Origin of the sequence: Methylosinus sp. H3A (assembly GCF_015709455.1) — a bacterium.
Taxonomy (GTDB): domain Bacteria; phylum Pseudomonadota; class Alphaproteobacteria; order Rhizobiales; family Beijerinckiaceae; genus Methylosinus.
The window spans coordinates 3,950,326-3,963,811 of sequence record NZ_JADNQW010000005.1 but is presented as its reverse complement, the minus strand read 5'-3'; the positions used below and the strand labels follow the sequence as shown (position 1 = coordinate 3,963,811).

12 protein-coding genes are annotated in these 13,486 nt (G+C 65.6%); 6 read left to right on the top strand and 6 right to left on the bottom strand.

The features are described 5' to 3' along the window. The first annotated feature begins 7 nt into the window (after window positions 1-7). Genes IY145_RS21320 through IY145_RS21305 form a run of 4 tightly spaced genes read left to right on the top strand, consistent with a single transcriptional unit; the run spans window position 8 to window position 3,006 of the window. A complete protein-coding gene (locus IY145_RS21320; protein ID WP_246722136.1) occupies window positions 8-481 on the top strand; it encodes a nucleoside deaminase in 474 nt (157 codons plus the stop codon). Further along, window positions 478-1,245 carry a LamB/YcsF family protein gene (locus IY145_RS21315; RefSeq protein ID WP_196410031.1) on the top strand — a complete coding sequence of 256 codons (768 nt, stop codon included), beginning with the start codon at window positions 478-480 and terminating at the stop codon, window positions 1,243-1,245. Before IY145_RS21320 ends, IY145_RS21315 begins: the two co-directional genes overlap by 4 nt. Before the next feature lie 4 nt (window positions 1,246-1,249). Further along, the gene (locus IY145_RS21310; RefSeq protein ID WP_196410030.1) at window positions 1,250-1,978 is read left to right on the top strand and encodes a 5-oxoprolinase subunit B family protein; all 729 of its coding nucleotides are present in this window, start codon (window positions 1,250-1,252) and stop codon (window positions 1,976-1,978) included. Beyond that, entirely contained in the window at window positions 1,975-3,006 is a 1,032-nt protein-coding gene (locus tag IY145_RS21305) for a biotin-dependent carboxyltransferase family protein (protein WP_196410029.1), read from the top strand. Before IY145_RS21310 ends, IY145_RS21305 begins: the two co-directional genes overlap by 4 nt. 384 nt (window positions 3,007-3,390) lie before the next feature. Here the strand turns inward: IY145_RS21305 and tolB are convergent, their stop codons facing one another. From tolB to ybgC, 5 genes are all read right to left on the bottom strand, one after another. Beyond that, window positions 3,391-4,704, bottom strand: coding sequence for a Tol-Pal system beta propeller repeat protein TolB (tolB, locus tag IY145_RS21300; protein WP_196410028.1), 1,314 nt, complete (start codon window positions 4,702-4,704; stop codon window positions 3,391-3,393). A gap of 53 nt (window positions 4,705-4,757) precedes the next feature. Further along, the gene (locus tag IY145_RS21295; RefSeq protein ID WP_196410027.1) at window positions 4,758-5,999 is read right to left on the bottom strand and encodes a cell envelope biogenesis protein TolA; all 1,242 of its coding nucleotides are present in this window, start codon (window positions 5,997-5,999) and stop codon (window positions 4,758-4,760) included. A 9-nt stretch (window positions 6,000-6,008) separates the two neighbouring features. Beyond that, window positions 6,009-6,458 (bottom strand): biopolymer transporter ExbD, encoded by a 450-nt coding sequence (locus tag IY145_RS21290; protein WP_196410026.1) that lies wholly within the window; start codon window positions 6,456-6,458, stop codon window positions 6,009-6,011. Between the two features lie 15 nt (window positions 6,459-6,473). After that, complete coding sequence (gene tolQ / locus IY145_RS21285; protein ID WP_196410025.1) at window positions 6,474-7,211, bottom strand: protein TolQ; 738 nt, start codon at window positions 7,209-7,211, stop codon at window positions 6,474-6,476. Window positions 7,212-7,449: 238 nt separating this feature from the next. Beyond that, a complete protein-coding gene (gene ybgC / locus IY145_RS21280; RefSeq protein WP_196410024.1) occupies window positions 7,450-7,869 on the bottom strand; it encodes a tol-pal system-associated acyl-CoA thioesterase in 420 nt (139 codons plus the stop codon). Window positions 7,870-8,057: 188 nt separating this feature from the next. Here ybgC and IY145_RS21275 point away from each other — a divergent pair, with 188 nt between their 5' ends. After that, window positions 8,058-8,876 (top strand): hypothetical protein, encoded by an 819-nt coding sequence (locus tag IY145_RS21275; protein WP_196410023.1) that lies wholly within the window; start codon window positions 8,058-8,060, stop codon window positions 8,874-8,876. Window positions 8,877-8,978: 102 nt separating this feature from the next. Then, window positions 8,979-9,821 (top strand): hypothetical protein, encoded by an 843-nt coding sequence (locus tag IY145_RS21270; protein WP_196410022.1) that lies wholly within the window; start codon window positions 8,979-8,981, stop codon window positions 9,819-9,821. Window positions 9,822-9,866: 45 nt separating this feature from the next. Here IY145_RS21270 and IY145_RS21265 read toward each other — a convergent pair whose 3' ends face one another. Beyond that, window positions 9,867-13,142 (bottom strand): chemotaxis protein CheB, encoded by a 3,276-nt coding sequence (locus IY145_RS21265; RefSeq protein ID WP_196410021.1) that lies wholly within the window; start codon window positions 13,140-13,142, stop codon window positions 9,867-9,869. Window positions 13,143-13,486: the final 344 nt, after the last annotated feature.

The following is a 13,486-nucleotide window of genomic DNA, read 5'->3' as shown; positions in this document are numbered from 1 at the left end:
GAGCTCGATGAATCCGTCGGATGTCTTTTGCATGGAAGAGGCGTTTCGTCAGGCGAAGAAGAGCTTCGACGAGGGCGGTTTGCCGATCGGCTCCGTGCTCGCCGAAGGCGCGCGCATTCTCGGCCGCGGCCATAATCGCCGCGTGCAGCAGGGCGATCCGATCCTGCATGGCGAGATGGATTGTCTGCGTGACGCGGGGCGCAGGGAGTCCTATCGCGAGACGACGCTCTATACGACGCTCTCGCCCTGCATGATGTGCGCTGGGACGATCGTGCAATTCAAAATTCCGCGCGTCGTCGTGGGCGAGAACAGAAGCTTTGGCGGCAATGAGCAGTTTTTGCGCGACCATGGGGTCGAGGTGACGCTGCTCGACGATGCGCGCTGTCGCGAGTTGATGCGGAGCTATATCGAAGCGCATCCTTCGATCTGGCGCGAGGACATCGCCGAGGACGAGGCGCGTGGGGGAGCCGGGGCACAGTGACAGTCGATCTCAACGCCGATCTCGGGGAAGGATTCGGAGCCTGGCGCATGGGCGACGACGAGGCCATGCTCGACCTCGTCACTTCCGCCAATGTCGCCTGCGGCTATCACGCGGGCGATCCCGACATAATGGCGCGCTGCTTCTCGCTGGCGAAGACGCGCGGCGTCGCCATTGGCGCGCATGTGTCCTTTCCCGATCTCGCGGGCTTCGGCCGCCGGCGCATTCCCTATTCGGCCGCCGAGGTCGAGCGTCTCGTCGCCTATCAGATCGGCGCGGCGCAGGCGCTAGCGCTCTATAGCGGCCATCGCCTCACTTATGTGAAATGTCATGGCGCGCTCGCCAATGTCGCGGAAGTCGAGCCGGAGATCGCGCTCGCCGTAGCGCGGGCGACGCGCGCCGTCGACGCCGGCCTCACTCTGCTCGCCATCGCGCGCAGCGAGCAGGTGGCGGCGGCCGAGCATATCGGCGCGCTCATCGCCCATGAGGTCTTCGCCGATCGCTCCTATCTCGACGACGGACGGCTGAAGTCGCGCAGCCAGAAGGGCGCCGTCATCGAAGATCCCGATTGGGCCGCCGCGCGCGCGCTCGCGATGCTCGAGGAGCAGGCGATCGTCACCGAGAGCGGCAAGCGCTTGCCGACGCCGATCGACTCGATCTGCGTGCATGGGGACACGGCGCACGCCGTCGACATGACGCGGCGTCTGCGCGTGGCGCTGGAGCGCGCCGGCTATAGACTGTCACCCTTCGCGCCAGCGGAAGCCTGAGGCGATGCGCTACGCCGCGCCGCGTTGTCTCGACGCCGGCGAGGCGGCGCTCGTCATCGAATTCGGCGACAGCGTCGATCTTTCCATCAACGCGGAAGTGCTGGCTCTGGACGCAGCGCTGCGCGCCGCGCCGCTCGCGGGAATCATCGAGACGGTTCCGACCTATCGCTCGCTGATGATTCATTACGATCCTCTGGCGCTGGAGCGCGCCGCGCTCGTCGCCCATGTCGAGGCGCAGGAGAGCGCCATGCAGGAGAGCGCTGCGCCGAGCGTCCGCTGGATCATCCCCTGCTGCTACGAGCCGCCTCATGGCGAGGATCTCGCAGCGGCGGGCGCGGCGCTGTCGCTCGCGCCCGAGCGCGTCGCGGAGCTTCACTCGGGCGCAGAATATCGCGCTTATATGTATGGCTTCGCGCCGGGCTGGTGCTATCTCGGCGGCCTGCCGTCGGCGCTCGCGGTTCCGCGCCGCGCCGCGCCGCGCGGGCCGACGCCGCGGGGCGCTGTGCTCATCGGCGGCGGCCTCTCGCTCATCGGCGCCGATCCTATGCCGACCGGCTGGTATGTCCTCGGCCGCACGCCCGAGCGGCTTTTCGCAGTGGAGCGCGATCCGTCCTTTTTCGTCCAGGTCGGCGACGCGCTGCGTTTCGAGCCGATCGACGAGGCGACGTTTCGCGCGCTCGAGGAGAGGAGCGCGCGCGGTGAAATTGTCGCGCGGCGCGAGACGGCGTCATGAGCGCGCGTCTCGTCATCGGCACGGCGGGGCCGGGCGTCACGCTGCAGGATGCGGGGCGCCGCGGCAGCCTGCGCTTCGGCGTCACGCCGGCCGGTCCTATGGATGAGAGCGCCTTCGCCGCCGCCAATCTCGCGGCGGGAGCCGCGCCGGGCGCTGCGGCGATCGAGGTCTCGCTCGGCGGCTTGGAGCTGACGGCGGAAGGCGAGACCATAGGCCTCGCCATCGCAGGCGGCGCGTTCGATATTCGCGTCGACGGCGTGGCTCTTCCCTCCGCTTGCGCTCTATCGCTGGAGCCGGGCGCGCGTCTCTCCATTCGCGCGGGGAGGGGCGGCGCCTGGTGCTATGTCGCCGTCGTGGGACGCATCGACCTGCCGGCGGCGCTCGGCTCGCTCGCCACTCATACACGTTCGTCGATGGGTGGGCTCGAGGGACGCGGATTGCGGGCCGGCGATGTTCTGCCGCTCGCCGATCTCGCCTCGCCGCCGCGGGAATTGCTGGCGCTCGAGGCGCAGTGGCTCGCCGCCGGGGGCGAGCCGATCCGCGCGCTGCTCGGCCCGCAGGCCGATTATTTCACGCGAGAGGCGATCGGCGAGTTTCTGTCGGCGCGCTGGCGGGTCTCGCCGCGCAGCGACCGCATGGCCTATTGGCTCGAAGGCCCGCGCCTTCTTCATGCGAAGGGCCATGACATCGTCTCGGACGGCGTCGCGCTCGGCGCGATACAGGTTCCGGGCGATGGTTCGCCGCTCGTGCTGATGGCCGATCGCCAGCCGACCGGCGGCTATCCGAAGATCGCCAATGTCATCGGCGCCGATATCGGCCGCCTCGCGCAGAGACGGCCGGGTGAAGATTTCGCTTTCGTCGCCGTCTCGATCGAGGAGGCCGTCGCGGCCCGGCGCGCGCTGAGCGAGGCGATCGCCGCCGGGGTGCGGTTGCGTGCCGTGGGCGGGGAGATTTCGACGGAATTGCTGCTGTCCGCCAATTTGATCGGCGGCGTCACCGATGCGTATCGGCCTTTGGAGAAAGAGTAGGACACGCTCCTCCCCTAATCTCCCCTGCTGCAGGCTATCGGATTCACCCTTCGCGAGACGCTGCGGCCGTCCTGACCGGGCTTGTCCCGGCCATCCACGCCGAGCAGCTGAGAAACCAAAGGAAAGCGCCCGCTATCGACGGATTTCGTCCCATGCCGGGCTCCGCCGGAGCTTCGGAGCTACGTCAAACTTCTCAAGACGCCTCGGCGTGTCGGCGTGGATGGCCGGGACAAGCCCGGCCAAGACGTCGCGGGGGCGAGGAGGATGCGTGCATTCGATAGCTCGCCGCGCGGGAGGGGGAAGGCGGCAAGCATTGCGCAGACTTTTGCGAACGGCGGAATCCGCTCCCTGTCCGGCGCAGCGGGGGAGGGTTGGAAAGGGGGGCTAATCCTGCAACGGCCCCCAGGACGGATCGGACGCGTAAGACGGCGTCGGCACGGGGAATTCCGAGCGGCCGAAAATATCGACCATGAAAATCTTCGCGCCCGATCCGCCGCCCGGATCGCGGAAGAACATCAGGAACAGCCCGTTGGGCGCCCAGGTCGGGCCCTCGTTGTGAAAGCCCTCGGTGAGGATGCGCTCGCCGGAGCCGTCCGGCTTCATCACGCCTATGCCGAAGGAGCCGCTCGATTGCTTGGTGAAGGCGATGTAATCGCCCTTGGGCGACCAGACCGGCGTCGAATAACGACCCTGGCCGAAGGAGATGCGCCGCGCGCCGCCGCCGCTCGCACCCATTACATAGATCTGCTGCGAGCCGCCGCGATCCGATTCGAAGACGATCTCGCCGCCGCTCGGCGAATAGGAGGGCGAGGTGTCGATGGCGTTGGTGTCGGTGAGCCTGGTCGTCGTGCGGGAGCGTATATCCATGGCGTAGAGATTGGTCGCCGCGCCCTGCGAGAGCGACATGACGATCTTCTGCCCGTCCGGCGAGAAGCGCGGCGAAAAGGTCATGCCCGGAAAATTGCCGACCACCTCGCGCTGGCCGCTTTCTATGTTCAGCAGCAGCACTTTGGGATCGGCGGAGCCGAAGGACATATAGGTGACGTCCTGCGAGGAGGGCGAGAAACGCGGCGTGACGACGAGCTCGTCGCCGCGGGTCAGAAAGCGCACATTGGCGCCGTCCTGATCCATTATCGCGAGTCGCTTGCGGCGATGCTCCTTGGACCCGCTCTCGTCCACGAAGACGACGCGTGTGTCGAAGAAACCTTTCTCGCCGGTGATGCGCGTGAACACCGCGTCCGAGACGAGATGGGCGACGCGGCGCATATTGGCGGAATCGGTCACATATTGCTGGCCGGCGGCCTGCTCGCCCGTCGTCACGTCGAAGAGGCGGAACTCGGTCTTGAGCCGCCCGTCCGGGCCGCGCTGCGAGCGGCCGGTCACCACATATTGCGCGTTGACGGTGCGGAAGAGATCGAGATTGGGCGCGGCCTCGGAGCCGGCGGGCTCGGGGAAGCCGCCGGGCTCGATCGGGCGCAGGAAGACGGAGCGCTTGAAGTTATTGACGATGACGCTGGTCACTATGCGCGCCGCCTCGTCGCCGGAGAAATTCGTCACCGCCACGGAGACCGGCTGAAAGCCGCCGCCCGCGCGCAGATCGAGCACGCGCGCCGCGCGCGCGGGCGCGGAGAGGAGCGGCGAGAAGGCTGCGCCGGCGAGAAGATGGGCGGCCGTGCGGCGGGTGATGTCGATCGTCATGAGACAGGGATCCTGGGCGTTTTCGAATTTCGGAGGCGAAGAGCGAGACGCCGCTACATATCTTCCCTCATATCCAATTCCGTGACGCGCCAATAATCGTAATGGGGCGCGAAGGCCGCCGGAATCGGCATGGGGCTGCAGCGCCGCACGGCGGCGAGCGCCTGCTCGCCGCGGCTGTGCTCGACGGGATCGGAGGAGGGGTTGAGCAGGCGCGGCGCACCCTCGAGCGCTCCTTCGCGCGTCAGGCGGAATTCGACGCGCGGCACATAGCTGTGTGCGTTGATCGACAGCGCGGCCTGCCAGCAACGGCGATAGTGATCGACCGTATAAGCGTCGATCTGCGCTTGCAGCGTCGGCGACATGCGCGGCGCGTTCGCCGTCGGCGCGCCGAGCGAGGCGGTCTTGGTCAGATCGGCGCCGGTCGCGGCGCGCCGCTGCGGGGCCTCGTGGCTCAAGAGATTGGCGATATTGGCGGCGTCGAATTTCGACTTGGGCGCGGATTCGTCGCCGGATTTCGGCTTGGCCGGCGGCTTGTCGGACTTCTTCTTCTCGTCGGATTCGCTCGGCGCGCCCTTTTCGGCGGCTTTCTTCTTCTCCAGGAGCTTGGCCACCTCATCGACCTTCAATTGCTTGGCGGGCTCCTTCGGCTTCGCCGCTTCCTTTTTGGCCTCTTCCTTGGGCTTCGGCTTCTCGGGAGGCTGCGGCGTCTCCTTCGCCTCCTTCTCGGGCTTCGGACGCACGGGGGGCTTTGGCTTCACCACTTCGGCCTCTTCCGGCTCCTCGCGCTCGGGCGGCGTCGGCGCGGGCTTGGCGCGCTCGGGTTTCGGCGGCTCGGGCTTGGGAGGCTCCGCCTTGGCCGGCTGCGGCTCGGCTTTGGCGGGCTCGGCTTTGGGTGGCGTCGGGCGGAGGGGGGGCTCCGGGGTCGGCGGCAGAGCGGCGACGCGTTTGGGCGGGGGCGGGGCCTCGGGCTTGTCCTCCGGCTCCTCTAGCCGCGGCTTCATCGGCGGGGGCGGGGCGGCGACATCCTTCTTGGCCTCGGCGAGCGGCGGCAGCGGCTTGGTCTCATGCTGCTCGGCGATCTTGTCGGCGCGTTGGACGGGCTTGATCTCCTTGGCGGTCTTCTCGCCCTTCATCACCTGATTGATCTGCGCATCCGTGACGATATCGACAGGCACGGTCTCCTGCGCGTCATCGAATTTCTTCGTGTCCGAAAAGGCGATGAGCGTCGCCAGCAGTAGCCCGGCATGGGCGGCCGCCGAGACGATGAGGCCGGGTTGGGAACGCGAGGGCTTCAAGCCGCTCCCTCACTTCTTGTCCACTTCGGTCACCAGCGCGACCTTCTTGTAGCCGGCCGACGTCACCAGCGACATGATCTCGGCGACGCGGCCGTAATTCACCGTCTTGGAGGCGCGCATATAGATGCGCTCGTCGAAGCCCGCTTTGGCGGTCTCCTTCAGACGGTCGAGCAGCTGGCCGATCTCGATCGGCTGATCCATCAGAAAGATCTGCCCCTTGTCGTCCACGGCGATGGACAGCGGCTTCTGATCGATATTGAGCGGGCCGGCCTTGGTCTGCGGCAGATCGACAGCGACGCCAGTGGCTAGCAAAGGCGCCGCCACCATGAAGATGATGAGCAGCACCAGCATCACGTCGATGAAGGGCGTCATATTGATCTCGGCCATGGCGCCATAGCGCGGCGTTCCGCGTCGGCGGCGGCCCGAGCCCTTGCGTCCAGCGGCGATCGACGCTCCCATCTGCGCTTCTCCCGCTCAGGCCGCGCGATCGCGGCCGGACTGGCCGGCGTGCTGATCGATCTGGCGCGACAGAATGGCGGAGAATTCGTCGGCGAAGCTCTCGAGCCGCGCCTGGGTGCGGGCGACGTCGCCCTGCAGCTTATTATAGGCGACCAGCGCCGGAATGGCCGCGAAGAGGCCAATGGCGGTGGCCAGCAGCGCTTCCGCTATGCCCGGCGCGACCACGGCGAGCGAGGTGTTCTTGGAGGCGGCGATGGAGCGGAAGGAGGTCATTATGCCCCACACCGTGCCGAACAGGCCGACGAAGGGGCCGGCCGAAGCGACCGTCGCCAGCACCAGGAGATTGGATTCGAGCTTCTCGACCTCGCGGGCGATGGAGACGTCCAGCACTTTGTCGATACGCGCCTGCAGGCCCATGAAGGAGGCGCCGGCGTTCTGGAACGAGCGCTTCCACTCGCGCATGGCGGCGATGAACAGGCTGCCCATTCCGGCTGCCGGACGCTCCTGCAGCTTGGCGTAGAGATCCTCGAGCGAGGAGCCGGACCAGAACACTTCCTCGAAACGATCCATGGCGCGGCGCGTGCGCGAGAACAGCAGCACTTTGTTGACGATGATCGCCCAGCACCAGACCGAGGCGAGGAGCAGGCCGACCATCACCAGCTTCACGACGATATGCGCGCCCCAGAACATGCCCCAGATGGAGATTTCTGTAGCGGCGCCGGAGAGCGGGGCGGCGATTTCGGCTGGATTCATGAAAGTCGTCCTCGGAAGTCGCGGGGTCGGCGGCGAAACTGGATCGATCGCGGCGGAATCGTCGGCTTCTGCCCGGGGATCGGGCGGCGGCAAGAAAAATCAGGTCGCGCTCGCTTCCGCAGCGCCGAGCCGAAGGCTGCGGAGCCAGAGCGGTATGAAGCGCGAATCCGCCGAGATTTTGTCCTGGATGCGCCGCACAAACAGAAATATGAGCGGAAGGCTTAAGGGACCGTAAAGGTCAAGCGTCGCGAGGCCGGGCGACCGAGGCGAATTTCTCGCGCACCTCGGCCGGCAGACGGCGCGGCCGGCCGCCTTCCACCGCGGCGATCTTCACGCGAGCGGAAACCAGAGGCTCGTCGCCGCGCAAAACGCGCTGGTCGAGATCGAAGGAGGCGCCGGACACCTCGCGGACGATCGTCTCCACAGTGAGAGAATCGTCCATCTGCGCTGGCTTTCGGAAGTCGATCGTCATGGCGCGCACGACGAAGAACAGGCCGCCTTGCGCTTGGAGCAGGTCGCGCTGGCCGAGGCCGAGATCGCGCAACAGCTCGGTGCGGCCGCGCTCCATGAAGCGCAGATAAGAGGCGTGATAGACGAGGCCGGAAAAATCCGTGTCCTCGTAATAGACGCGGACGGTGAGGTGGTGCGGATGGGTCATTTCGCGCGCGCAAGATCGCTGGAGGCTCTGCTATACAGCAGGCGTCCGCGTCTCGCACCCCTTTCGAGCTCGAAGGCGCGGGGCCGCGAGCGGGCTCGCGTTTGCGCTGCAGCAGGCGAGTTGCGTCACAATATGTAATTATGATACACAGCGATCGACGTCGCGCGTATCGAGGCTGAGAAGGATCGATGAACAAAGAGCAATGCGTTCTCGTCTGCGGCGTCGGAGAAAGGGCTTCGGCCGTGGCCAGGCGGCTGATCGGCGAAGGCTATGCGACCGTGCTCCATCAGGAGCGGCCGCCGCGCGCTCTGCGGCGGCGCATGTGCTATGCGGACGCCTGGTTCGACGGGATCGCCACTCTGGGCGGCGTCGAGGCGCGCCGCGCCGACCGGCCGACCGAATTTCTCTGCGGCATGCAGACCCGGCAATTTCTTCCGCTTCTGCTGCGGCCTCTCGAGGAGGTCGTCGAGCGCTGGCCCTGGGACGTCATCATCGCCGCGCCCGACCATGACGGGCGGCCGGCGCGCTCGCTTGCCAATTTGGCCGAGCTGACGATCGGCGTCGGCTCCGGCTTCGTGGCCGGGACGGATTGCGATCTGGTGATCGCGACGGACGGGCTCGATCCGGGCGCGGTGCTGCGCGCGGGCGATTCGCCGCCGAGCCGCCGCGGCGCCGATCGCCTCGCGCTCGACTATTGGGATGTGATCGCCGTCGCCGAGGGCGAGCTCGCCGCGCGCAAAACCATCGGCGATCGAGTCGAGGCCGAGGAGATTTTGGGCTTTCTCGGCGAGGAGCCGGTGCGCGCGCCCGTCGCCGGGCGGATCAGCGGGCTGGCCCGGCCGGAGCAGTTGGCGCTGCCCGGCGCGCCGATCGCCGAGATCGCGACCTCCGAGCGCGCGCCCGTCGTCGGCGTCGCCGACCGCAACAAGCTCATCGCCCGCGGCGTTTCCTTCGCCGTGGAGATGGAGGCGGGCGGCTGGACCCCGGTCTCGATCGGCTCGCGCTGACGCCTCGCTCGGAATGTGCGCTGGCGCACATTCCATAGCGTCGCCGATCGGCATGGCTCGCCTGGGCGCCGCGAGGAGCGGCTCGCCGGGGCCAGTCTTTTCATGCAACGCCATTCCTTTATCGCTCTGCTCGTCGTCGTCGCGGTTTCGTTCAGCCTCGCGACGCGGCTCTGGCGTTTCGCGCTCGCCTCTTTCCACGATCCGAAATGGTCGCCGGCGCTATCGGCCGACTCCCCCGTTCATTTCGAGCCGGCCGCTGAGGGCTGCGCCCTCGTCGTCGGCCGGATGCTGCCGGAGGCGATGCGCAGCGTCGAAGACGCGCATGGGCGACCCTTCGCGCGCACGCCGATCATCGGCGTCTACGCCTCCTACGACAATTACGCCAAGGCCAATGGAATGGGCGATCCGGGCATTGCGGCGGTCGCTCTGTCGGAGCGCATCGTGCTCTCTCCGACATTGTGCGGGGCCGAGCGCGCGCGCCTCGCGCCGGTGCTGACGCATGAGCTCTCGCATGCGCATTTGCTCGGCTGGCGCGGAATGTGGGCGGCGCGTCCACCGAGCTGGTTCGTCGAAGGGCTGGCGGTCATGGTTTCGGGCGGCGCTGGCGCGGAGGAGATGAGCGAGGAGGAGGCCAGGGCCCAAATTCGCGAAGGTCACGCGCTGATCATGGCCGAGCACGGCGTCTGGGCGGATTTCTCCGCGATCGGCTTCTCGAAGGAGAAGATCGGCGATTTCTCCAAATATGATCTCGCCTATCGTCAGAGGCTGGCGTTTCGCCAGGCGGCTATGTTCGTGGCCTGGCTGAAGGCGCGGGACGCCGCGCGCTTTACCGATATTTTGCGCCGCCTGGAGGCGGGCGAAGCTTTTCCTGCGGCCTTCGAGGCGGCGTTCGGAGCCGATCTGCCGACGCTATCGAGGCGCTATCTCGCCGATATGCGCAAGTGACGGGATAGGCGCGCAATTGCATATGCCGGCCAGAGAAACGGCGCTTCAGCCTGGAGCGTCGTTCATCGACTCGAGATCCGCCTTCGCGAGAGGCAATGTGAAGCTGAAGATCGCTCCGCCGTCCGGATTGGGTCGGGTCCATATCTTTCCGTAATGCGCTTCGACGATCGAGCGCGATATCGACAATCCGACGCCTATGCCGCGTGTCTTCGTCGTGACGAAGGGCTCGAACAGCTTGGCTTCGACCTTTTCCGGCACGCCGGGACCGGAATCGGCGACATCGATCTGGATCATGTCCGCCTCGGCCGAGGACGTCGACACCATCAGCTCGCGCTTGTCCGAGGCGCTCATCGCATCGATGGCGTTCCGCATCAGATTGATCAGAACCTGCTTGACCTGGACATCGTCCACGAGCGCACGATCGTCCTTCGCATTCAAATGAAACGTCGCATGGACGCCCGACTGCCTGGCGGTCGGGAGGGTGAGCTCATAGGCCTCCTCGATCAATTTATGCACGCTCTCGTAAGTTTTCTGCGGCTCGTCACGGGAGACGAACTCACGCAGGTGATCGACCACTCGCGCCGCCCACAGCACCTGCTCGACGGCGCTTCCCAAAATGCTTTCGATGCTGGCCGGTCGCTGCTTCGACGGCAGCTTCAACGACCGCTGCGCCGCGTGGAGATAGGTCGCGGCCGCCGAGAGCGGCTGATTGATCTCATGCGCGAGGCCGGTGCCCATCTCCTTCATCGAGTTCAGGCGGTTGGCTTGCAGCTTCTGCACCTGCTCTTCGGAGCGCGTCGAGCCAGTGACGTCGATAAATGTCGCCACGACGCCGTCGATCTGTTGGGAGGCGCTGCGATAAGCGGTGAGGCGGACGAGATAATAAGGCGCGTCGGCGTCGTTCTTATGCACGCGCCGCTCGATCGAGGCCCCGCTTTCCAAGACCTTGCGAAGATCGGCGGTCAAGTCGGGGTAGTCGAGCTTTGCCGCGAGGTCGGTCAGCGGTCGTCCGGCGTCGGACGGGATGATATTGAAGATTTGCGACGCCATCGGGGTGAAGCTGCGGATGACGAGATTGTGATCCATGAAGATCGTCGCGATCCGAGTGCTCGCGAACACGTTTCTCAAATCGCTATTGGCGCGATCCAGATCGTCGATCTTGCTCTCCAGCTCATGATTGACCGTCCGCATCTCCTCGTTGAGCGATTGCAGCTCCTCCTTGGAGGATTCGAGCTCCTCATTGGTCGATTGCGTCTCCTCGTTCAGCGAGATGAGCTCTTCATTCGCCGATTTCAGTTCCTCGAGAGAGGTCTCATATTCCTCGATCGTCGCCTGCAATCGCTCGCGGGTCTCGAACAATTCACTTTCCAGCCGCGCCGCATCGCTCGTCGGCTCGCGCTCGCCGGGGAGCGGCTGGGCCACGTCGGCCGTCGAAGACTCCCTTCCTTGGAACAGAATCAAGAAAAGCGACTGGCCGCCATCCCGGTCCGGCAGAGGCTCCGCCGTCAGCGAAACGAGCTCTGTGCGGCTTTCATCGGTCTCGACCTTCACATTCTGGCGCGTCGCGGTCCGGCGCATCTCGATCGCCTCACGCAGCACGGCGCGCAAATCGAGGCGCAAACCCTTGCGCGCCATAGCAAAGAGCTGACGATCGGGCGCGCCCGGCGGCGATTCGAGATATTTGCCCGTTCGGGCGGAAAAGTGAACGATTTCGCCGTCCTCGGTCACGACGACATGGGGCGGCGCGAAACGTTCGGCGATTCGCGCATCCACCGCCCGCCGCAGTTGCGACACGGAGCCCGAGCCCGTCTTGTCGGGAGCATGAGCGGCGAAGGGAATGCTGTGCAAGCTCGCCATGAAAGGCGGCATACGCACGCGTCGACCGGAGTCGCGGGCCTCGAACAGACAATGTTTCTTGTCGAGCGGCGTGAACAGCTCGGAGAATTGGCCGACGCTCTCCGACATGCCGAGAAAGAGAAACCCGCCGGCTCGCAGCGAATAGTGAAAGATGGGAATCACCTGCCTCTGCGCGTCGGCCCCGAGATAGATCAATAAATTACGACACGAAACGAGGTCCATATGCGAGAAAGGCGGATCGCGCAGAATGCTGTGGGGGGAGAAGACGCAGAGGTCGCGAACCGCCTTGACGAGAACATAGCCGCCGGACTCGGCGGTGAAGAAGCGTCGGCGTCGCTCATCAGAAACGCCGTCCATCAGCGCTGCGGGATAGCGGGCGGCGCGTGCGATCGTGAGCGCCGCCTCGTCTATATCCGTCGCGAAAATCGTCACGCGAGGCGCGGCTCTCAGCCCGTCCATATGTTCGCGCAGAATGATCGCGAGCGAATAGACTTCTTCGCCTGTGGAACATCCTGGCACCCAGACTCGCACCGAGTCGGCCGCTCCTTTCCCCTCGAATAGCCGGGGGACCGCGCTTTTCTCGAGCGCGCAGAAGGCGTCCGCATCGCGAAAAAAGCTCGTGACATTGATCAGCAGATCCCGAAAGAGCGCCGTCGCCTCGCCGGGGAGTTGACGCAGCCGCTCGACATAGTCCGTGATCGTCTCGCATTTCTGGATTTGCATGCGGCGACGAACCCGGCGCATGAATGTCTTCGTCTTATATCCGCTGAAGTCATGTCCCGCATGATCGCGCAGCATCGAATAGATGGCCTGGCGCGCGTCGAGGACGACGCCGTCGTCCTCGTTCATCGGCGCCTCCGAGGCGACATCTTCCGGCTCCGCTATATCGCGCATGATCTCGATGAGCTTCGTCGCCATCGTATCGATGGGAACCGCGAAATCGACCAGCCCGCTGGCGATCGCGCTGCCCGGCATTCCCCCGAAACCCGGACCCGATTCATCGGTCGCCTGCGCCAGGGTCACGCCGCCGTGCTCCTTGATCGCTTTGATGCCGAGAACGCCGTCGCTGCCGCTGCCCGACAGCACGACTCCGACGGCAGATTCGCCGCGGTCGCGCGCGAGCGCGCTGAAGAAAATGTCGATCGGCGATCGCTCGTGATGGGCGGCGTCGGTCGCGATCAGCCGAAGCCGCCCCGCGGCGATCGTCAGTATCGCGGCCGGCGGAATGACATAGATCTTGTCTTTTTCGAGCTGCTGACCGTTGCGGGCGACCTCGACGCTCATTTTGGCGTGGCGCGCCAATATGTCGGTGAGGAGGCTTTTTCGGTCCGGCGCCAGATGCATGATGACGACGAAGCTCATGCCTGGATCGGCCGGCATGGCGCGGAACAGGCTCTCCAGCGCCTGGATGCCGCCTGCAGAGGCGCCGACGCCGACGATGGGGAACGACGAGTCGAGGTTCATTGGCGTCGCCTTCGGTCTCTCTCTGTCAGATAATGCGCGTCCTGGTCTTCGATGTCACTTCGATCTGTAACGCGGCATTATAGAAATCGACCAAGGCAAAGATCGTGTTCGTTCGCTTCACGAGAGCCGAGCAATGTATTTCTGGTCGAGGGACGCCACATTATCCGGGCGATGACGAGGACGCTCGTCATCTTCGTATCTCATCGCCCGCCGTGCGGGCGCGAACGAGGGCGCGCAATTGGAAAGCCGAAGCCGCAATATCGGATATTTCGTCGACGAAATCACGAAAGCCGTCGAAAAGGCCCATTGGATCGCGATCAAATTTTATCGATAGCGAGGAGCGC